This window comes from Streptomyces cyanogenus (genome assembly GCF_017526105.1).
Lineage (GTDB): Bacteria > Actinomycetota > Actinomycetes > Streptomycetales > Streptomycetaceae > Streptomyces > Streptomyces cyanogenus.
On sequence record NZ_CP071839.1, the window covers coordinates 634,598 to 654,658 of the forward strand.

16 protein-coding genes and 1 pseudogene are annotated in these 20,061 nt (G+C 72.4%); 14 read left to right on the forward strand and 3 right to left on the reverse strand.

Annotated elements, in window-relative coordinates; all coding sequences use genetic code 11:
- Window positions 1–94 precede the first annotated feature (94 nt).
- The 4 genes from S1361_RS02780 (at window position 95) to S1361_RS02795 (ending at window position 4,775) form a co-directional block, all read left to right on the forward strand.
- On the forward strand, window positions 95–1,327 hold the full coding sequence (locus tag S1361_RS02780; protein WP_208030247.1) for a cytochrome P450 family protein: 1,233 nt from the start codon (window positions 95–97) through the stop codon (window positions 1,325–1,327).
- 364 nt (window positions 1,328–1,691) lie between these two features.
- Window positions 1,692–2,312, forward strand: coding sequence for an L-threonylcarbamoyladenylate synthase (locus S1361_RS02785; protein ID WP_208030248.1), 621 nt, complete (start codon window positions 1,692–1,694; stop codon window positions 2,310–2,312).
- Between the two features lie 300 nt (window positions 2,313–2,612).
- Window positions 2,613–3,368 (forward strand): dienelactone hydrolase family protein, encoded by a 756-nt coding sequence (locus S1361_RS02790; RefSeq protein WP_208030249.1) that lies wholly within the window; start codon window positions 2,613–2,615, stop codon window positions 3,366–3,368.
- A 207-nt stretch (window positions 3,369–3,575) separates the two neighbouring features.
- On the forward strand, window positions 3,576–4,775 hold the full coding sequence (locus tag S1361_RS02795) for a glycoside hydrolase family 64 protein (RefSeq protein WP_208030250.1): 1,200 nt from the start codon (window positions 3,576–3,578) through the stop codon (window positions 4,773–4,775).
- A 58-nt stretch (window positions 4,776–4,833) separates the two neighbouring features.
- Here the strand turns inward: S1361_RS02795 and S1361_RS02800 are convergent, their stop codons facing one another.
- Complete coding sequence (locus S1361_RS02800; RefSeq protein ID WP_208036415.1) at window positions 4,834–7,200, reverse strand: M4 family metallopeptidase; 2,367 nt, start codon at window positions 7,198–7,200, stop codon at window positions 4,834–4,836.
- 322 nt (window positions 7,201–7,522) lie between these two features.
- Here S1361_RS02800 and S1361_RS02805 point away from each other — a divergent pair, with 322 nt between their 5' ends.
- From S1361_RS02805 to S1361_RS02815, 3 genes are all read left to right on the forward strand, one after another.
- Complete coding sequence (locus S1361_RS02805; RefSeq protein ID WP_208030251.1) at window positions 7,523–8,338, forward strand: SAM-dependent methyltransferase; 816 nt, start codon at window positions 7,523–7,525, stop codon at window positions 8,336–8,338.
- Window positions 8,339–8,477: 139 nt separating this feature from the next.
- Window positions 8,478–9,980 (forward strand): metallophosphoesterase family protein, encoded by a 1,503-nt coding sequence (locus S1361_RS02810; protein WP_208030252.1) that lies wholly within the window; start codon window positions 8,478–8,480, stop codon window positions 9,978–9,980.
- 67 nt (window positions 9,981–10,047) lie between these two features.
- Window positions 10,048–11,079 (forward strand): LLM class flavin-dependent oxidoreductase, encoded by a 1,032-nt coding sequence (locus S1361_RS02815; RefSeq protein WP_208030253.1) that lies wholly within the window; start codon window positions 10,048–10,050, stop codon window positions 11,077–11,079.
- A 192-nt stretch (window positions 11,080–11,271) separates the two neighbouring features.
- Here the strand turns inward: S1361_RS02815 and S1361_RS02820 are convergent, their stop codons facing one another.
- Window positions 11,272–12,246 (reverse strand): TauD/TfdA dioxygenase family protein, encoded by a 975-nt coding sequence (locus S1361_RS02820; protein ID WP_208030254.1) that lies wholly within the window; start codon window positions 12,244–12,246, stop codon window positions 11,272–11,274.
- A gap of 307 nt (window positions 12,247–12,553) precedes the next feature.
- Between S1361_RS02820 and S1361_RS02825 the strand changes: the two are divergent.
- The 4 genes and pseudogenes from S1361_RS02825 (at window position 12,554) to S1361_RS02840 (ending at window position 17,172) form a co-directional block, all read left to right on the forward strand.
- Window positions 12,554–13,962: pseudogene (locus S1361_RS02825) on the forward strand (extracellular solute-binding protein).
- A complete protein-coding gene (locus S1361_RS02830; protein WP_208030255.1) occupies window positions 13,959–14,909 on the forward strand; it encodes a carbohydrate ABC transporter permease in 951 nt (316 codons plus the stop codon). Before S1361_RS02825 ends, S1361_RS02830 begins: the two are co-directional and overlap by 4 nt.
- Before the next feature lie 14 nt (window positions 14,910–14,923).
- Window positions 14,924–15,778 carry a carbohydrate ABC transporter permease gene (locus tag S1361_RS02835; RefSeq protein ID WP_208030256.1) on the forward strand — a complete coding sequence of 285 codons (855 nt, stop codon included), beginning with the start codon at window positions 14,924–14,926 and terminating at the stop codon, window positions 15,776–15,778.
- Window positions 15,775–17,172 carry a glycoside hydrolase family 32 protein gene (locus S1361_RS02840; RefSeq protein WP_208030257.1) on the forward strand — a complete coding sequence of 466 codons (1,398 nt, stop codon included), beginning with the start codon at window positions 15,775–15,777 and terminating at the stop codon, window positions 17,170–17,172. Before S1361_RS02835 ends, S1361_RS02840 begins: the two co-directional genes overlap by 4 nt.
- On the opposite strand, the gene S1361_RS02845 is transcribed toward S1361_RS02840, so the two are convergent.
- Window positions 17,135–18,199 carry a LacI family DNA-binding transcriptional regulator gene (locus S1361_RS02845; protein ID WP_208030258.1) on the reverse strand — a complete coding sequence of 355 codons (1,065 nt, stop codon included), beginning with the start codon at window positions 18,197–18,199 and terminating at the stop codon, window positions 17,135–17,137. The two genes, S1361_RS02840 and S1361_RS02845, sit on opposite strands and share 38 nt — an antisense overlap.
- Before the next feature lie 221 nt (window positions 18,200–18,420).
- Here S1361_RS02845 and S1361_RS02850 point away from each other — a divergent pair, with 221 nt between their 5' ends.
- From S1361_RS02850 to S1361_RS02860, 3 genes are all read left to right on the forward strand, one after another.
- The gene (locus S1361_RS02850; protein WP_208030259.1) at window positions 18,421–18,609 is read left to right on the forward strand and encodes a hypothetical protein; all 189 of its coding nucleotides are present in this window, start codon (window positions 18,421–18,423) and stop codon (window positions 18,607–18,609) included.
- A 68-nt stretch (window positions 18,610–18,677) separates the two neighbouring features.
- Window positions 18,678–19,289 carry a DNA polymerase ligase N-terminal domain-containing protein gene (locus S1361_RS02855; protein ID WP_208030260.1) on the forward strand — a complete coding sequence of 204 codons (612 nt, stop codon included), beginning with the start codon at window positions 18,678–18,680 and terminating at the stop codon, window positions 19,287–19,289.
- A 116-nt stretch (window positions 19,290–19,405) separates the two neighbouring features.
- Window positions 19,406–19,840 carry a cupin domain-containing protein gene (locus S1361_RS02860; RefSeq protein WP_208030261.1) on the forward strand — a complete coding sequence of 145 codons (435 nt, stop codon included), beginning with the start codon at window positions 19,406–19,408 and terminating at the stop codon, window positions 19,838–19,840.
- The last annotated feature ends 221 nt before the right edge of the window (window positions 19,841–20,061 follow it).

The following is a 20,061-nucleotide window of genomic DNA, read 5'->3' on the forward strand; positions in this document are numbered from 1 at the left end:
CGGCCACTTGGGGCATCACGGGGTGCGCACGGCCGCTGACGCGGTGTACTGGACGGGGACCGACTCGTGAGAGGCCGACCGTCTGGAGACCGTCGTGACCGTCACCGACCGAATCGCCCTGGACCCCTTCGGCTCCGACCTCGTGGCTCAGAGCGCCCGTCTGCGCGCTCTCGGCCCCGTCGTCCCCGTGGAGCTGCCCGGCGGCATCCCCGCCTGGGCGCCCACCGGTTACGACGCCCTCCGGGAGCTGATCCTCGACCCCCGCGTCAGCAAGGACGCGCGTCTGCACTGGCGGCTGTGGCCGGCTCTGGACCGGCACCCGTCCTGGAGGTGGATGGCGAACTGGGTGGGCGTGGTCAACATGCTCTCCACCTACGGCGCCGACCACACCCGGCTGCGCAAGCTGGTGGCGCCGAGCTTCACCCACCGGCGCACCGAGGCGATGCGGCCCCGCGTGGCCGCCCTGACGGCCGAGTTGCTGGCCGCGCTGGAGGCCGAGGGGGCCGACGGTCGCACGGTCGATCTGCGGACCGGGCTCGCCCACCCCCTGCCGATGCGGATCATCTGCGAACTCCTCGGGGTGCCGGAGGAGTTGCGGTCCGATGCGGCCCGTCTCATCGCCGACGTCATGGACACCTCCGACCCGAACCCCGAGTTCGCGGCGTCGGTGCACGAGCGGATCGGCACGGTGCTGGGGGCGCTGATCGAGCACCGGCGGGCGCGCCCCGGCGACGACATCACGACCGAGCTGATCAGAGTGCGGGACGAGGACGGCGACCGGCTCTCGGACGAGGAGTTGCTGCACACGCTGCTGCTGGTGGTCGGCGCCGGGTTCGAGACCACCGTCAACCTCATCGGCAACGCCGTGGTCGCGCTGCTCACCGGCCCGGAGCAGCTGGCGGCGGTGCGCGCGGGAACGGTCGGCTGGGAGGCGGTGGTCGAGGAGACGCTGCGGGTGCATCCGTCCATCGCCGCGCTGCCGCTGCGGTTCACGGTGGCGGAGCTGACGGTCGCGGGCGTGACGATACCGGCGGGTGACGCGATCATCACGACGTACGCCGCCGCCGGTCTCGACCCGGGGCACTACGGTCCCGACGCGGCCGTCTTCGACGCGGCCCGGGCGGCCGAGGACCATCTGGCGTTCGGCATCGGCGTGCACCGCTGCATCGGCGCCCCGCTGGCCCGCCTGGAGGCACTGACCGCGCTGCCCGCGCTGTTCGCCCGCTTCCCCGCGATGCGGCTGGCCGTACCGGTCGACGAACTGCGCCACGTACCGTCGTTCATCGCCCATGGCTGGCAGGAGATTCCGGTACGGCTGGAGGGCTGAGGCCCGGGGTGGCCGGGTACCGGGGCGGCCGGTACCGGCGGACACGGCTCCGCCGGCGGCCTGGGGGGGGTGACCGCCGGCGGAGATGCCGCGCCCGGGGCGGGGGGAGGCCCTGGGCGGTTCAAGGGTCGGATGCCCTGGAATCCGGAACATACACGGGCGAAATCCAGCCGATCCGAACATCGGCAGCGGCTCCTGCGTCGAGGGGGAACAGCCCTGGTGGGGAGGGAGCGGCAGGCCGGGCCGACCCGGCAGGCACGGCGCACGTCGGCCACCGGCGGGCAAGGTGTGAGGTCACAGGCATCCCGTCGCGGGGGCGCTGCCGCTGCGCGCCTCACGGCTCCGGACGGAATAAGCTCGGCGGATGGCGAAGTACTTCGACGTGCACCCCGACAATCCGCAGCCGCGCAGTATCGGCCAGGTCGCCGACGCGGTTCGCTCGGGCGCGCTCATCGCATACCCGACCGACTCCTGTTACGCGCTCGGCTGCCGGCTGGGCAGCCGCGACGGCATGGACCGGATCCGCTCCATCCGCCGGCTGGACGACCGGCACCACTTCACGCTGATGTGCCGGGACTTCGCGCAGCTCGGCCAGTTCGTCCGGGTGGACAACGACGTGTTCCGGGCCGTGAAGGCCTCGACGCCGGGCAGCTACACGTTCATCCTGCCGGCCACCCGCGAGGTGCCGCGCATGCTCCAGCACCCGAAGAAGAAGACCGTGGGGGTGCGCATCCCGGACCACGTGGTCACCCAGGCGCTGCTGGAGGAGCTGGGCGAGCCGCTGGTGTCGAGCACGCTGCTGCTGCCGGACGAGGAGGAGCCGATGACCCAGGGCTGGGAGATCAAGGACCGGCTCGACCACGTGGTGGACGCGGTGGTCGACTCCGGGGACTGCGGCACCGAGCCGACGACGGTGGTCGACTTCTCCGGCGGGGAGGCCGAGATCGTCCGGCGGGGCGCCGGGGACACCGACCGCTTCGAGTGAACGGGCGGCACCCGGGGACACCGACCGCTCCGAACGACCAGCAGCACACCGGGACACCGGCCGCTCCGGCCGACCAGCAGTACACCAGAACAACCAGCCGCTCCGACCGAACAAGCAGCACCCCAAACCACCAGCCGCTCCGGCCCGACAAGCAGCACCCCGGACCGCCGGCCGCTCCGGGTGACCAGGCGGGACGCCGGATGCGACCGCCCGCGCGGCGCGTGGCAGCATGGCCGTAGCCGCGGCGCCGGGCCGGTATCCGCCGCCCGCCGCCCACCCCCGAGAGAGGGTCTTCTCACGATGACCGATGTCCAGGCGAGCGCCGTCGACATCCCCACCGAGGACGGCGTCGCCGACGCCTACCTCACGCACCCGGCGGACGGCCGCCCCCGCCCGGCCGTCCTCCTCTACCAGGACGCCTTCGGCCTGCGCCCGCACCTGCGCGCGATGGCCGACCGGCTCGCGGGCGCCGGCTACACGGTGCTGGTGCCGAACGTGTTCTACCGCCACGGCCGGGCGCCGGTCGTGGAGCTGCCCGAGTTCATCGACCCGGACGCCGACCCGACCATCTGGAAGCGGATCGGCCCGATCCTGGCCGCGCTGACCCCGGACCTGGTCAAGCGGGACTCCGACGCCTATCTGCGGTGGCTGGCCGACAGCCCGCTCGCGGCCGACGGCCCGGTGGCGCTGACCGGCTACTGCATGGGCGCCCGGCTCGCACTGTGGACCGCGGGCGCCCACCCGCACCGGGTCGCGGCGGCGGCCGGGTTCCACGGCGGGGGCCTGGTCACCGACGACCTGGACAGCCCTCACCTGGAGGCCCCCAACATCACCGCTGAGCTTTACTTCGGGCACGCCGACCAGGACCCGTCGCTGCCCCCGGAGCAGATCGCGCGCTTCGAGGACGCCCTGGCCTCCGCGGGCGTACGGCACACGTGCGAGGTCTATCCCGGCGCCCCGCACGGCTACACCCAGGCGGACACCCCGGCCTACCAGCCGGAGGCCGACGAGCGGCACTGGGCCGCGCTGCTCGGCCTGCTCAAGCGCACCTTCTGACGGCGGGCCGCGGCGCCCGCCGGCCGGCGGGCGCCGTCCGGTGCCGTCCCGACCTTCCCGGCTCCCCGATTCCGCCTCCCCCTCCTTGTCGTTGATATTTCCTGTCCATGTCATTGACATGAACTCGCCCCGGCAGTGAATCTGAGAGCGCTCTCAAACAGGTACGGACCAATTCCGTACGACCCCGACCCCACACGGAGGTGGAGAGTGCCTCACACGCTCACCCGCCGCGCGCTGCCCCTGACCGCCGCCACGGCGCTGCTCGGGGGGCTGCTCGCCCTCGGCGCGCCGGACCACGCCGAAGCCGCGGTCCCGGACACCATCCCCTTGAAGATCACCAACAACTCGGGCCGTTCCGAGCCCGTCTACGTCTACGATCTCGGCACCCAGCTGTCCTCGGGACGGCAGGGCTGGGCCGACGCGAACGGCGTCTTCCACGCCTGGCCGGCGGGCGGGAACCCGCCGACGCCCGCACCGGACGCGGCGATACCCGGGCCGGCCGCCGGCCAGTCCAAGACGATCCGCATCCCCAAGTTCTCCGGCCGGATCTACTTCTCGTACGGGCAGAAGCTGGACTTCAGACTGACCACCGGCGGACTGGTGCAGCCGGCCGTGCAGAACCCCTCCGACCCCAACCGGAACATCCTCTTCAACTGGTCTGAGTACACGCTCAACGACTCGGGCCTGTGGCTCAACAGCACCCAGGTGGACATGTTCTCGGCGCCGTACGCGGTCGGGGTGCAGCGGTCCGACGGCACGGTGAGCAGCACCGGGCACCTGAAGTCCGGTGGCTGGACCGGCTTCTTCAACGCGCTGCGCGGACAGCCGGGCGGCTGGGCCGGCCTGATCCAGACCCGCTCCGACGGCACCGTGCTGCGCGCACTGTCCCCGCTGTACGGCGTGGAGACCGGCGCGCTGCCGGCGAACGTGATGGACGACTACGTCAACCGGGTCTGGCAGAAGTACGCGACCTCGACGCTGACGGTCACTCCGTTCGCGGACCAGCCGAACACGAAGTACTACGGCCGTGTCTCCGGGAACGTCATGAACTTCACCAACGCCTCGGGTGCGGTCGTCACCAGCTTCCAGAAGCCCGACGCGGCGAGCATCTTCGGCTGCCACAAGCTGCTGGACGCGCCCAACGACAACGTCCGCGGGCCCATCTCCCGCACCCTGTGCGCCGGTTTCAACCGGTCGACCCTGCTGGTCAACCCCAACCAGCCGGACACCACGACGGCGAACTTCTACCAGGACACGGTGACCAACCACTACGCGCGCAAGATCCACGCGCAGATGGCCGACGGGAAGGCGTACGCGTTCGCCTTCGACGACGTCGGCAACCAGGAGTCCCTGGTGCACGACGGCAGCCCGCAGCAGGCCTATCTGACGCTGGATCCGCTCAGCTGACACGGCACGGTCCCGCGCCCCGGGGAACGGGGCGCGGGACCGCGGTGTCAGCAGGTGCTCAGCCGGTCGTCAGGGCCGTGTCGTCCACGACGAAGCTGGTCTGCAGCGAGGAGTCCTCCACGCCGTTGAACTTCAGCGTCACCGTCGAGCCCGCCAGCGAGGACAGGTCGAGGGTCTTCTGGCTGTAGCCGGAGGCCGCGTTGAGGTTCGAGTAGGTGGCGAGGGTCTTCGAACCGGCGGTCACCGTCAGCTTGTCGTACTGGGTGCTGGTGGTGGTCTCGGCGGTGTCGATGTGCAGGTAGAAGGTCAGGGTCGCCTTGCAGCCCGCGGGGATCGTCACCGACTGCGACAGCGTGTCGGTGTGCGACGAGCCGTACCCGTCCAGCCAGGCCTTGTACGAGCCGCTGTGGGCCGCCTCGCCGCTGTCGGTCGTGATGACGCCGCTGGTCGCGGTCCAGCCGGTGGTGCCGGACTCGAAGCCGGGGTTGCTCAGCAGCTGAGTGGAGGTGCAGCCGCCGCCGGTCGCGCTGACCGTCCAGCCGAAGGTGGCGGTGCCGGTCGCTCCCGTGGGGTCCTTCACCGTGACGGTGGTGCTGGAGGTGCCCGCCGTGGTGGGCGTGCCGGTGATCAGACCGGTCGAGCTGTTGATCGACAGGCCGGCGGGCAGGCCCGAGGCGCTGTAGGTCAGGGCGCCGCTGTTGGTGCTGCTCGCCTGGATCTGCAGGCTCACGGCGGTGCCGACGGTGGACGACTGGCTGCCCGGGTTGGTGACCGTCACCCCGCTGCTCGGCGGGTTGATGTGGCCGCCGACGTTGATGCCGGCGAAGGCGTTGCCCACTCCGGCGTACTGCGTGGAGTTGGTGCCGTACAGCGCGGCCGCGGCGTTGAGGGCGGCGGTGCGGGCCCCGGCGTAGTCGGTGCTGGACGTCATGTACGACGTCAGCGCCTTGTACCAGATCTTCAGGGCGGCGTCGCGGCCGATGCCGGTGACGGCGACGCCGTCGGAGGTCGGGCTGTTGTAGGTCACGCCGTTGACGACCTTGGTGCCGCTGCCCTCGGACAGCAGGTAGAACATGTGGTTCGCGGGGCCCGAGGAGTAGTGCACGTCCAGGTTGCCGACGCCGGAGTACCAGCTGTCCGCCGAACCGCCGTCCTTGCTCGGCTTGTCCATGTACCGCAGCGGCGAGCCGTCGCCGTTGATGTCGATCTTCTCGCCGATGAGGTAGTCGCCGACGTCCTTGGAGTTGTTCGCGTAGAACTCCACGCCGGTGCCGAAGATGTCGGAGGTCGCCTCGTTCAGGCCGCCCGACTCACCGCTGTACTCCAGGCCGGCGGTGTTGGAGGTGACGCCGTGGCTCATCTCGTGGCCGGCGACGTCCAGCGAGGTCAGGGCGTGGGTGTTGCCCGAGCCGTCGCCGTAGGTCATGCAGAAGCAGCTGTCGTCCCAGAAGGCGTTGACGTAGCCGCTGCTGTAGTGGACGCGGCTGTAGGCGGCGACGCCGTCGTTGCGGATGCCGCTGCGGCCGAAGGTGTTCTTGTAGAAGTCCCAGGTCTCCTGCGCGCCGTAGGCGGCGTCGGCGCCCGCGGTCTGGGTGTTGGAGCCGGTCCCGTCGCCCCAGACGTCGTCCGCGTCGGTCATCAGGGTGCCGGTGCCGGAGGTGCCCTTGTTGAGGTTGTACGTCTTGTGACCACCGCGCGTGGTGTCGTACAGCTGGTACGTCGAGCCCGACAGCGTGGTGTTCAGGGTCACGGTGCCGCTGTACTGGGTGTTGCCGGTGCCGGTCTTGACCGCCTGGTACCGGTACAGCTCCTTGCCCGTGGTGGCGTCGGTGACGACGTGCAACTGGCTGGGCGTGCCGTCGTCCTGGAAGCCGCCGACCACCGTCTCCCAGGCGAGCTTCGGGGTGCCGTCGCCGGCCCAGATCACCTTGCGGGCGCTGTCGGTGGTGGGCCTCTCGGCGCGCAGGGCCTTCGCGGCCTTCAGGGCCTTGGTCGCGGCGGCGGCCTTGCTGACGGTCGCGGTGGTGGAACGCACCTTGATCGTGCGCTTGTTGTTGAAGGTGGTGCTCACGGTCCCCTTGGCCTGCGAGGCGGGCGGGGTGTGCACCACGAGGTCGCCGCCGAGGACGGGCAGCCCGGCGTAGGTGCGCTCGTACCGGGTGTGCAGGGTGCCGTCGTTGTCCTTGACGACGTCCTTGACGACCAGCTTCTCCTGCGTGCCCAGGCCGAGGCTGCGGGCGGTCGTGGCGGTGTGCTGCCGGGCGCTCCTGATCAGCGCCTGGTGCTGGGCCGGGCTGAGCTTGGCCTCCAGGCCGCCGGTGCGCAGCGGGCCGGGGTGGGCAGCGGCCGGGGCGGCGGTCGCCGGAACGGCCTGGAGGCCGACGGCGAGGAAGGCCGCGGTGGAGACCAGGGCGGCTCCGACCATGGCTCTCTTGCGGGGAAGGGGTCTGTGGGGTGTCACTCGTACTCCTCCTGCTGCAGCCGCGGGTCGGCGGCCGGTGACAGACGGGCAGAGGGGTCTGCTGCCCGGGTGAGCTGAGCTGTGCGGGACCGTGATCCGTGTTCCTGTGGGGTGGATCAACGTGCGGCGAGAATGACAGCATTGACCGAGTCATGTCACCTTGTGGCGGGTCAATCGAGGGTTTTCCCTATCGGTCCGACGAGCCGAACGGGGAGGTGGGAGACGGACGTTCGGCATAGGTTGGGCCTTGCTGATCCACGCTTCGGCGGAAAGAAGGACACGACTCATGACCGATCCGGCCACGACGCCCGAGCGGGCCGCGCTCCAGAAGATCGACACGTCGGTGCCGCACTCGGCCCGCATCTGGAACTACTGGCTCGGCGGCAAGGACAACTACCCGGTCGACGAGGAGGCGGGCGACGCGTACACCGCCGTCTTCCCCGGCATCGTCACCATCGCCCGCAGCAGTCGTGCCTTCCTGCGCCGCAGCATCGGGTACCTCGTCTCGGAGGCGGGCATCCGGCAGTTCCTGGACGTCGGCACCGGCCTGCCGACCGCCGACAACACCCACGAGGTGGCCCAGCGGCTCGCCCCGGAGGCACGGATCGTCTACGTCGACAACGACCCGATGGTCCTCGCCCACGCCCGGGCCCTGCTGTACTCCTCCGCCGAGGGCGCCACCGCCTACGTCGACGCCGACGTGACGGACCCGGACCGCATCCTGGCCGCCGCCGCCAGGACGCTGGACCTCACCCGGCCCACCGCGCTCATCCTGAGCAACATCCTGGGGCATGTCGCCGACCACGACCAGGCCCGCTCCATCGTGGACCGGCTCATGAGCGCACTGCCTTCGGGGAGTTACCTCTCCGTCAACGACGGCTCGCTCGGCATCGACCCGGTCTTCGAGCAGGCCCAGGAGGCCTACAACAACAGCGGTGCCGTCCCGTACAACCTGCGCACCGTCGAGGCGATCACCTCGTTCTTCGACGGCCTCCAGCTCGTCGAACCCGGCGTCGTACCGGTCACCAGGTGGCGCCCGGAGCCCGGTTCGCCCGCCCCGGAGACCGTCGCCGAGCACGGGGGTCTGGCGAGGAAGCCGTAACCGCCGCCGGAACAGCGGTGACCACCCGCTCCGGTGCCCGGCACCGCAGTCCAGCGCCGGTGCGGGATGCCACCGGCGCACGCGTCGGGCGAGAACCCCGCATGCCGCTCCCCACCGGCCCGTTGTTACCGTGCAGCGCGTGTCTGACTCCTCACGCGATACCGCACAGGGCGCCGGCTGGGGCGCGGCCGAACCCGGCTCCTACAAACGGCTGATGCCCGGCCACGTCGAGAAGCTGTCGTGGCTGGACCCCCGGACCCTGTGGGCCGCCCGCAACGGCGTGCTGGCGTCCTGGTTCGGGGACCCGACCGGCCGCACCCGCAGCCGCTGGGTGGCCCGGCGCGCGGCGGCAGGCGTGCCCGCCGACAAGGTGATCCGGCGGGACGTGCCGGAGCGGTTCTCCTTCATGGTCATCGGGGACACCGGCGAGGGGGACGACTCCCAGTACGCCGTGGTCCCGGGCTTTCTGAAGGAGAGCCAGGGCACCGACTTCGCGGTGATCGCCAGCGACGTCATCTACCCCGTCGGCGCCGCCGACGACTACGGCGACAGGTTCTTCCGTCCCTACCGGGACTATCCCGCGCCGATCTACGCCGTTCCGGGCAACCACGACTGGTACGAGGATCTCGGCGCCTTCATGCGCGTGTTCTGCGCCGACACCCCGCCGCTCGACCCGGAGCCCCGGTCCCGCCCGCTCAGCCCCGCCTGGTGGCGCTCCCTGCTGTGGCACCGGCCGCGCCCCGCCGACGAACAACGGCTCGCGAAGGCACGGGCGTTGCGGTCGGCGCCGGGGCAGCAGGCCGAACAGCCGGGCCCTTACTGGGCGATCGACGCGGGGCCGGTGCGGATCGTCGGGATCGACACCGGCCTGCTGGGCACGGTCGACGCCGAACAGGGCGCGTGGCTGCGGGAGGTCTCGAAGGGGCCCCGGCCGAAGATCCTCGTCACCGGGTCCCCGTTGTACGTCGACGGCGAGCACCACCCCTGCCCCATCGAGGGCGGCGGCACGGTGGACGACATCGTCCGGGCCCCCGAGCATCACTACGTGGCCGCGATCGGCGGCGACATCCACAACTACCAGCGCTACCCGGTCGACGTGGACGGGCGCACCGTCCAGTACGTCGTCGCGGGCGGCGGCGGCGCGTTCATGCACGCCACGCACACCATTCCGCGGGTGTCGGTGGGCGGCGTCACCGAGCGGGAGTTCCGCTGCTACCCGCTACGCGGCGACTCGCTCGCCTTCTACAGCCGGCTCTACGGCCGCCGGCTGCGGCTGCGCCGGTTCTTCACCCTGACCGAGGCGGAGGCGACGGCCGTGATCGCCGAACGCCTCGGCATCGAGCCGGCCCGCGCACCCGCCCCCGGCACCCGGGTCACCCGCCGCGTCCGCCTGGTCGCGGGCCTCCTCGGGACCGGCCGCCGCCCGGACCGTCCCGCCCGGTTCCGGCTGCCCGTGCGGAAGATCTACACCCAGCTGTTCTCGCCGTCGTCCGCCACCTACAGCCCGCCGTTCTTCAAGTGCTTCCTGCGGCTGGACGTCGGCCCGGACGCGGTCCGGCTGCGCTGTTTCGCCGCCACCGGCAACCGCGCGCAGGAACTCGATCCGCCGGTCGAGGACGAGGTCGTCATCCCGCTGAAGTGATCACACGGTTGTCACACTCGGCTGCGAGAATCGGGGCGGAGCCGACGTACGACCGCTGGAGGAGCCCGTGCCGTCCTTCCCCCGCCCACTGCGGAAGCTGGGCTTCCTCACCATCGGCCTGTTCGACGCGGCGGACCCGGCCCGGGGCCACGAGTCCACCCTGGAGATCATCGAGCTGGGCGAGCGGCTCGGCTTCGACAGCGCCTGGGTCCGCCACCGGCATCTGCAGTACGGCATCTCGTCCCCGGTCGCCGTCCTGGCCGCCGCCTCGCAGCGCACCCGCCGGATCGAGCTGGGCACCGCGGTGACCCCGCTCGCCTGGGAGAACCCGCTGCGGCTCGCCGAAGACCTGGCGACGGTCGACATCCTGTCCGGCGGCCGCCTGAACCCGGGCGTCAGCGTGGGCCCGCCGATGCACTACGCACAGGTCAAGGACGCCCTCTACCCGGACACCGCCGACGCGGAGGACTTCGGCTACGAGCGTGTACGGCGGCTGCTGGACCTGGTCCGCGGCAAGCCGGCCACCGACTTCAGCGGGGCGGAGGGCTTCGAGGTGTTCAGCGATGTCGTCCAGCCGCACTCCCCCGGGCTCGGCCGGCGGCTGTGGTACGGCGGCGGCAGCCTCGGCTCGGCCCGCTGGGCCGGCGAGCACGGCATGAACTTCCTGACCAGCAGCGTCGTCAAGGCCGGGGACGGCGACGGGCCGCCGGACTTCGCCGGGATCCAGCTGTCCCACATCCGGGAGTTCCGGGCCCACCATCCGGACGGTGAGGCGGCCCGCGTCTCCCAGGGCCTGGTGGTGATCCCCACCGACTCGGCCGGCCCCGAGCAACGCGCCAAGTACGCGGCGTACGCGGCCGAGCGCCTGCCCCGCACGGCCTCCCCGCAGGGCCCGGCGGGCCTGCTGTTCGCCCCGGACCTGGTCGGCACCTCCGAGGAGATCGCCGAACGCCTCCACGCGCACGCCGCCTTCCGCGAGGTCGACGAGGTGGCGTTCGCGCTGCCGTTCACCTTCGGGCACGAGGACTACGTCCAGATCCTGACGGACATGGCGACGAAGCTGGGTCCGGCGCTGGGCTGGCAGCCGGCGGCGGACTGATCGCCGCCTTCGCCCCGTCCCCCGCGCCGGCAGGCCGGTACGGCGGCCGCGGTGCCGGCGCACCGGAACGCGGTGGTCCCGCCGGACGCCCGGGGCGACACCTCTCCTGCGCGAACAGGCCGGCCTCCGCCCTGCGGGCGAGTGCCACCTCCTCGGCTGCGGTGCCGCCGCCGTACGGGCGCCCGCCGCCGGTCACCAGCGTCCCGGCGCCGTCCCCACGACCGCCTCCGAGGGCCGGCCGTCCACGCCGACGGGCACGTCCCCCGTGAGCATCACCCGGTGCATGATCCGCGGGGCGCCCACGTGCGCGTGGTCGCTCGGGGCCAGGTGCATGGTGGCCCGGTTGTCCCAGAAGGCGACGCTGCCCGGCTCCCAGCGGAAGCGGACGGTGTACTCCGGGCGGACCGCCTGCTCCAGCAGCATCTCCAGCAGCGCGGCGCTCTCCGGGCGGGAGACGTCGGTGATCCGCTCCAGGTAGTAGCCGTTGACGAACAGCACCCGCTCCCCCGTCTCCGGGTGCACCCGCACCAGCGGGTGCACCGAGGCCACCTGATGGTCCAGCAGATGACGGACGTACGCGTCGTCGCCGGGCCGGGGCTGGTAGCCGACACCGAGGCGGTGCTCGGCGCGCAGCCCGTCCACGAAGGCGCGGACCGGGGCGGACAGCCCGGCGTAGGCGGCGGCCAGGTTGGCCCAGGTGGTGTCGCCGCCGTAGGGCGGGACGGTCTCGGCGCGCAGGATCGTCGCGGCCGGCGGGTCGATGCGGGCGCCGTGGTCGCAGTGCCAGCCGCGCAGCAGGGTGTGCCGCCGCCGGTCCAGCCACTCCGCGTGCTCCATGCCGAACCGGCCGCCCAGTTCCAGCCGGTCCGCCGTGGTCTCCACCTCTGGGAAGCCGGCCGGCGAGGCACTGCCCCGCCGGCCGAGGACGACGGGTTCGCCGAAACGGCGGGCGAGGGCGACATGCCCGGCGTGGTCCAGGCGCTGGCCCCGGAAGAACACAACCTTCCACTGCAGCACGGCCCGCCGGATCAGGGCCACCACCGCGTCGTCCAGCGGTCCGGCGAGGTCGACGCCGGTGATCTCGGCGCCGATGTGACCGGCGACCGGTGCCACCTCCACGCCCGCGACGCGCTCCGTTCCGTCCCCCGCCGCCCTGTCGGTCGTCATGCGCCCTCCGGTGCTCGTCCGTATCGGTACCGGGGAGATCGTGACACCGGCGGGCCTCCCACGGCGAACTCCCGTGCCACCGTGTTCCGGAGCACGGCCAGGCCGCCGACGCCGGACAGGGCATCTCGACCGGTGTCCGGTCCGGACAACGCGTCATGGGGCGCCCCTTCCTGACGGGACGTCGGCTTCCAGGGCTGTAGACCTAACTCGTTAAAGGTCAAGCGGTCCCGGACCTTGACACGGCTCCGGCCCGCTTCTCATCATCTGGGGCATCACCCCTCGACTAACGCGAGTTAGGCACGTTCGGATGACCGACTCGCTCCTCTCCCGCCGCGCCCTGCTGCGGTACGGCGCCTACGGCGCGGGGGCCGCCGCGCTCGCCGGCACCGCCGCCGGCTGGGACCGGCTCACCGGAGCCGACATACCCGGCCGCGACGACGGCTCGCTGGTCGTCGCGACCCTGGGTTCCGCGTTCGCTCCGGCCGGGGTCCGGGCCCTGGTCGACGGCTTCCGCGCACTGCACCCCGACATCAAGGTCCGGATCAACGCGGTGCAGGCCGTGGACTGGTCGGACTTCTTCGCCAAAATCCTCACGCAGATCGCGGCGGGCACCGCGCCCGACCTGGTCTACGTGGCCACCGAGGGCGTGCAGTTGTTCGCCCGGCACCTGGGCGTCCCGCTGGACCGGTGGGTGCGGCGGGACGCGGCCGAGCTGAAGGAGTACTTCGCCGACGTCCACCCCTCGCTGGTGGAGTCGATGATGTACGAGGGCAGCCTGTTCCAGCTGCCGATCGAGTTCAACGCCGCCGACATGTACCTCAACACCCGGGTGCTGCGGCGGGCCGGAGCGGACTTCCCGGCCGGCGACTGGACGCGGGACGACTTCACCGCGCTGCTGCGCCGGATGAAGAAGGCGAGCGACTCCCACTTCACGCCGTACTTCTGGACCAACCGGCTGTGGGGCGGTGTGGTCCCCTGGCTGTTCGCGAACGGCACCAACCTGCTCGCGGAGTCCAAGGCACCGGGCGGCTCCTGGCTGTGGGACACCTTCTATCCGGCGGACCGGCGGCGGGGCCGCGGGGGCGGCTTCCGCTGGACGACCCCCAGGCCACGGCCGACGGGGTGGCGGAGGCGTACGACTATCTCGCCTCCCTGGTCCACGACGGACTGTGCACCCGCCCCGAGGGCGGCAACGGCCAGAACCTCATCGGGGTGTTCTCCACCGGCCGGGTCGGGGTCACCCCGGCCGGCGGTTTCTGGGCGGGCGGTCTCCATCTGGCCGGGATGCGCGCCGACGGCTTCGACGTGCAGTACTTCCCGCGCCGGCACACCCAGCGGCACCAGTTCGGCGCGGCCGGCTACGCGCTGCTGCGCACCTCCAGGAAACAGGACGCCGCCTGGGAGTTCATCAAGTACTCCGCCCGGCGGGAGACCCTGACCAAGCTGTTCACCACCAACCAGACGACTCCGGCCCGCCGTTCGATGCTCACCGCGGCCCGCTACCGGCAGACCGGTCCGGCACACTGGCGGGTCTTCTACGACACCCTCGACAGGTTCCCCGACACCGGGCCCATCCCGGCCCCGCCGCAGGTCGCGGAGGTGACCCAGGTGCTGCTGAAGCACACCGGGACGGCACTGTCGAGCCCGGGCGCGGTCGGGCCGGCGCTGCGCCGGATGCAGGGCGATCTGGAGAAGGCCATGGAGCGTGACGTATGACGGACACCCGGATTCCCGCCGTACGGCCGCGGGCCGCGGACCCGGCCGTGGCGGCCGTGCGGCCCGGTGCGCGCGAGCGGGGGACGCGGCTGCTGGCGGCGCTGTTCCTGGCGCCCACCGTGGTCGGGATCGTGGTCTTCACGGTCGTACCGATCATCGGTTCGGTCGTGCTGAGCCTCTTCCACTGGAACGTGATCGATGCGCCGGTCTTCGCCGGGACGGCCAACTACCGGGAGCTGGCCGGTGATGCGACCGTCCTGGTGTCCTTCCGCAACACGCTCGTCTTCATGGTCTTCGCGGTCGCCGCACAGCTCCTGATCGCCCTGGCGCTCGCCCTCACGCTCAACGGCCGGATGCCGGCGTGGCTGCGCTCGGTGTTCCGGTCGGCGTTCTTCTTCCCGCTCGTGCTGTCCGCCGCGTCCATCTCGGTCGTCATGAAGTACCTGTTCAACCAGGACTTCGGCGTGGTCAACTGGCTGATCGGCCTGTTCGGGACCGCTCCCGTGCCCTGGCTGACCTCCGAGCACGGCGCCATGGCCACGGTGGTCATCGTGTACGTGTGGCAGCAGTTCGGGTTCTCGTTCCTGCTGTTCGTGGGCGGACTGAACAACATCCCCAAGGAGATCCACGAGGCCGCCGCGCTCGACGGAGCGACCGGTCCGCGCAAGCACCTGGCCGTCACGCTGCCGCTGCTCTCCCCCACCCTGCTGGTGGCCTCGGTGGTCGGCATCATCAACGCGCTCCAGGTCTTCGAGCAGCCCTACGTCCTCACCGACGGCGGGCCGGGCGACTCCACCCGCACGGTGGTGATGGTCATCTACGAGCGGGCCTTCGAGCAGCTGCGGTTCGGTGAGGCGTCCGCGGTGGGCGTGCTGCTGTTCGTGCTGATCATGGCGGTCACCGCCGTCCAGTTCCGGCTCAGCCGGCGTTTCGTCCACTACCAGTGAGCCGGGTGAGTCCCATGAGCCGACCGACCCTGTCCCTCAGCCGCGCCCGGTACACGCTCGGGCCGTGGGCGCGGATCGCCGGGCTGACCGTGTGCGCGCTGCTCACCCTCGGCCCGGTCGTGTGGACCGTGTCCACCTCGTTGCGCACGCCGGCGGACTCGTTCGACCTGCCGCCGCAGATCATTCCGGCGCACCCCAGCAGTGCCGCCTATCACGGTGTCTTCGAACAGATCGACGTGTGGCTGCTGGCGCTCAACTCGACCCTGGTGACCGCGTTGATCGCGCTCGGACAGATGATCACCGCGGGGCTCGCCGGTTACGCGTTCGCCCGGCTCGACTTCCGTTTCAAGAAGCCGCTGTTCGGTCTGGTCCTGGCGACCATGATGGTGCCCTTGCAGGTCACGATCGTCCCGGTGTTCCTGGTGCTCAAGACGACGGGCCTGACCGACACCCTGCTCGGACTGATCGTCCCGGCGTTCCCGACCGCGTTCGGCACCTTCCTGATGCGCCAGTACTTCCTCGGCATGCCGAAGGACCTGGGAGAGGCGGCGATGCTGGACGGCGCCGGGCCCTGGCGGATCTTCCGGTCCGTATACGCCCCGCTGGCCCGGCCGGGCCTGGCGATCGTCGGCGTACTCGCCTTCAACTACCACTGGAACGAGTTCTTCCGCCCGCTGATCCTGGAGACCTCCGGCCAGAACTACACCCTGCCGCTGGGTCTGGTCTCCCTCCAGGGCAACCTCGGCACGGGGTCCATCTCGGTCGTCCTCGCCGGTGTCGTCCTCTCCATGATCCCCGCCGTCGCCGTGTTCGTCGTCGGCCAGCGCCCTCTCCGCGAGGGCATCACCTCCGCAGGAGTCAACCGTTGAGCCCCGCCGCTCCCGCCCCGGACCCGGCCGCCCCCCGCTTCCGGGTCCGCCCGCCCGTCCACTGGATCAACGACCCGAACGGCCCCTTCCGCTGGCGTGGCCGCCACCACCTCTTCTACCAGTACAACCCGGACGCGCCGGTGCACGCCAACATCCACTGGGGCCACGTCTCCAGCCCCGACCTCGTCCACTGGGAGCAGCACCCGATCGCCCTCACCCCGACGCCCGGCGGTCCCGACGAGGCGGGGTGCTGGTCGGGCTGCGTGGTGGACGACGACGGGGTGCCCACGGCCGTGTACACCGGTGTCGACCACGCCCACACCGGGCTCGGCACCATCTGCCTGGCCCGGGCGGCCGACCCGGCCGACGACCGGCTCCTCGCCTGGCGTCCGCTGCCCGCCCCGGTGGTGCCGGGCCCGCCCCCGGGGCTCGACGTGGTGATGTTCCGCGACCCCTTCGTCCTCCGGCACGCCGGCCGGCGCTGGGCCCTCGTCGGAGCCGGCCACGCGGACGGAACCCCGTCGGTGCTGCTGTACGACTGCGACGAGCTGACCGACTGGCGGTTCGCGGGCGTCCTGCTGGACGGCCATGATCCGGTCGCCGCCGGTGCGTTCGGCGACAAGGCGGCCGGCTGGGAGTGCCCGCAGCTGTTCGAGACGTCCGCCGGCGAGCACGTCCTGGTCGTGTCCCTGTGGGACGGCACACCCCTGACCACCGGCTATGTCATGGGCCGACTTGCAGCCGACGCGGGCACGCCGGGCTTCCTTGCCCGCACCGGCGGCCGGCTCGACCACGGCCGGGACTTCTACGCTCCCGCCGTCCGCCAGGACCCCGGCCGGGCCCTGATGTGGGGCTGGTCGTGGGAGGCGAGGGAGGAGGAGGCGGTGCTGGCGGCGGGCTGGGCGGGCACGCTCACCGCGCCCCGGGGCGTCGACGCCCGTCCCGACGGGACGCTGCGGGTCGTACCGGCCCCGGAGCTGGAACTCCTGCGCGCCGCCGAGCCGTTCGCGACCCGACCGGGCCGGGCGGTGCCGCTGCCGCCGGCGTACGACCTGGCCGTGACGGCGCGCGGCGCCACCACGGTCACCCTGCTGCGCGCGACGGACCGGGCGCTGACGATCCGGCTGGACCCGGACACCGGGACCGTCGTCCTGGACCGCTCCGGCTGGCCCCGCGAGGGCGCCGGGGGTTCGGCTCCGGTGACCGTACGGGTGCCGCAGGGCCCGCTCGCCATCCGGGTCCTCGGGGACGGCTCGCTGCTCGAACTGTTCGTGGCGGACCGGGCGACGGTGACCGAGCGGGTCTACCCCCGGCCGGACGACGTGCCCGAGCTGACGGTCGAGGGTGACGCCGAGGTCAGCGGGTGGGCGCAGGTCCCACCGAGGCGCGGCTGACCACGGGACAGGCCAGCCGCCGTACGGTGGCGGGCGGGGTGCGGCCGGTGTCGATGGCGTCGAGCAGCAGCCGGGCCGCGGCCTCGCCCATCGCCCGGTGCGGCAGCGCGACGGTGGTGAGGGCGGGGGTGAGGTAGGCGGCCATGTGCTCCTGGTCGTCGTAACCGACCACCGACAGCTCGCCGGGTACGGCGATCCCGAGCCGGGTCGCGGCATGCAGCACGCCGGCCGCGACCCGGTCGTTGTAGCAGAACATCCCGGTGGGCCTCAGGTGCGGGGCGGTGCCGTCGAGCAGCCGGGTGGCGCCCTCGTGGCCGCCGGTGATCTCGCCGCCGGTGCGCACGACCCACTCCTTGGGCACGGTGATGCCCTCGGCGCGCAGCGCGTCCCGGAAGCCGCGCAGCCGCTCCACCGAGGCGATGTCGTCCTGCCCACCGACCAGGGCCACCCTGCGGTGCCCGGCTTCCAGCAGCAGGCGCGCGGCGGTACGCCCGCCGGCCCGCTCGGCGGGGATGACGGCAGGCAGCGAGTCGTCCGCGGGCAGGCAGTTGGCGAGCACGGAGTGGGTGCGGTGCAGGCCCTCGGGGACCCGGACCCGACGCAGGGACATCGCGGCGTAGATGATGCCGTCGACGCGCCGGTCGAGGAGTTCGGCGACGGCCGCGTCCTCCTTGGCCGGGTCGCCGCCGGAGTCCACGGTGAGCACGAGGTGGTCGCTGTCCCAGGCGGTCTCCATGGCCCCGCGCAGCAGCCGTCCGGCGAACGGGGAGGAGGCGATCTCGTCGGTGACCAGGCCGATCACGGCCGTACGGCGGCGGCGCAGGCCGCGGGCGACGGGGTCGGGCCGGTAGCCGAGCCGGGCGGCGGCCTGCCGGATGCGTTCCTGGGTGGCGGGTGAGAGGTTGCCCTCGGCACGGCCGTTGAAGACGAACGAGACGGCGGTGTGCGAGACGCCGGCGAGCCGGGCGACGTCCCGCGAGGTGGGCCGCCCACCGCCCACGCCGTTCCTGTCCACGCCGCCGCCCATGCCGTCCGCTGCCCTCTTCCCCGCCCGTCGCGTTGATCGCTGTTCACCCTATCCGGGACACCGGGAGGGCGACACGGGCGAAGGGGAGGTCCGGGGCGGAACCGGTCGGATCCGCAGCGGATGCGGACGGCGTGGGCCGCGGGCGGCACCCGGCACCCGCCAGGCGGCAGGCGGTCGCACACGCGGCCTGCGCGCCGGGTCCGGCGGGCAGCCCTGTCCCCGTGTTCGGGTGGCGCGGGCGGGGAGGCCCGGTCGCCCGCCCCACCGAGGCCCTGGCCGCCTTCGCCGTCGGGGCCGTGGCCCCCATGGTCGTCTGGCCCGCCGGCTGGATGCGTCGGGAGAGCATCGCCGCGGCGGGCCTGGTGCTGCCCGGCGACGCGATGACCGAACCGGACGGTGTCGCGGGCTGACCGGACCGGGGCGGGGTACCCGGGGGGCGCGTGCGGCGGCCGTAGGCGTCGAGGGGAAGGAGCCGGAAGTGGCGGCGGAGGACCGGCTGCGGACGTACCGCGGCAAGCGCGACTTCGAGCGGACCCGCGAGCCGTCGGGGCAGGCGCCCCGGACGCAGGGTGAGGCGCCCCGGTTCGTGGTGCAGATCCACGACGCGCGGCGGATGCACTTCGACTTCCGGCTCCAGGTCGACGACGTCCTGAAGTCCTGGTCCGTGCCCAAGGGCCCGTCCACCGACCCCGCCGACAAGCGGCTGGCGGTGCCGACCGAGGACCATCCGCTGGAGTACGAGGACTTCGAGGGCGTCATCCCGAAGGGAGAGTACGGCGGCGGCACGGTGATCGTGTGGGACCGCGGGACGTACGAGCCGCTCAGCCACGACCGCCGGGGGCGCCCGGTGGACTTCGCGGAGTCCCTGGAGCGCGGGCACGCCACCTTCCGGCTGCACGGCAGCAAGCTGCGCGGCGAGTACGCCCTCACCCGCTTCCGGGACGGCACGGACGGGGAGGAGGCCTGGCTGCTGGTTCGCAAGGGTCCGGCGCGCTCGGACGGACACGGCACCCCGGATCCGCGGCGGGCCCGCTCGGTGCGGACCGGGCGCACCCTGGCCCAGGTGGCCACCCGGGCCGGCGGGGAGTGACGGCCGCACCGCGGCGCGCGTCGGGATGAATCCGGATCATCGGATTCCGGCCCCGGCAGGCCTGCTGTGCCTCTATGTTCGCGGCGGTATCCGCTCGCGTCCCTGGAGGCTCCCGCATGCGCACCGCACTCCGTACCGCCGTGACCGGCGTGGTGACCGCCGCCGCCGTCCTGACCTGTGGCTCCGCCGAGGCCACCCCGGCGGGCCCCGGGGTGACCGCCCGGATCCTCGCTCAGACCACCGTCGGGGACACCGACTACACCCTGCGGGAGATAACCGTCCCGCCCGGTCAGAGCACCGGCTGGCACTACCACGACGGCCCGCTGTACGCCGTCGTGAAGCAGGGCACCCTCAGCCACTTCGACGCCGGGTGCGCCTCGGACGGCGTCTACCGCACGGGCGCGTCCGTCCAGGAGCCGCCCGGCGCGGACCACGTCCACATCGGCCGCAACCTGGGCGACATACCGCTCGTCCTCGACGTGCTGTACGTGCTGCCGCACGGGTCGCCGTTCTCGGAGGACGCGCCGAACCCGGGCTGCCCGTTCCAGTGATCGGCCCTCGGGCAGCCTCGCCGATGAGGGCGCGGTCGAGGAACGGTCGCGGCGGGATGGACGGTTCGCCGTAGCGGATGGCGTGGGTGCCGAGTGCGCTGACGACGAGTGCGCTGACGAACGCGGCCTCCGCCGGTCCCCAGGCGGGCAGTTGCCCGGTGGCCGCCCGCCGGAGGCGCGGTTCCTCGGTGGTGCCGTCCGGGTCGCGGTCTTCGGTCCGC

Coding starts and splice junctions, on each gene's coding strand:
- S1361_RS02785 (WP_208030248.1), top strand. CDS start 1,692: ATGGCGAAGTACTTCGACGTGCACCCCGACAATCCGCAGCCGCGCAGT.
- S1361_RS02790 (WP_208030249.1), top strand. CDS start 2,613: ATGACCGATGTCCAGGCGAGCGCCGTCGACATCCCCACCGAGGACGGC.
- S1361_RS02800 (WP_208036415.1), bottom strand. CDS start 7,200: ATGGTCGGAGCCGCCCTGGTCTCCACCGCGGCCTTCCTCGCCGTCGGC.
- S1361_RS02805 (WP_208030251.1), top strand. CDS start 7,523: ATGACCGATCCGGCCACGACGCCCGAGCGGGCCGCGCTCCAGAAGATC.
- S1361_RS02820 (WP_208030254.1), bottom strand. CDS start 12,246: ATGACGACCGACAGGGCGGCGGGGGACGGAACGGAGCGCGTCGCGGGC.
- S1361_RS02830 (WP_208030255.1), top strand. CDS start 13,959: ATGACGGACACCCGGATTCCCGCCGTACGGCCGCGGGCCGCGGACCCG.
- S1361_RS02835 (WP_208030256.1), top strand. CDS start 14,924: ATGAGCCGACCGACCCTGTCCCTCAGCCGCGCCCGGTACACGCTCGGG.
- S1361_RS02845 (WP_208030258.1), bottom strand. CDS start 18,199: ATGGGCGGCGGCGTGGACAGGAACGGCGTGGGCGGTGGGCGGCCCACC.
- S1361_RS02860 (WP_208030261.1), top strand. CDS start 19,406: ATGCGCACCGCACTCCGTACCGCCGTGACCGGCGTGGTGACCGCCGCC.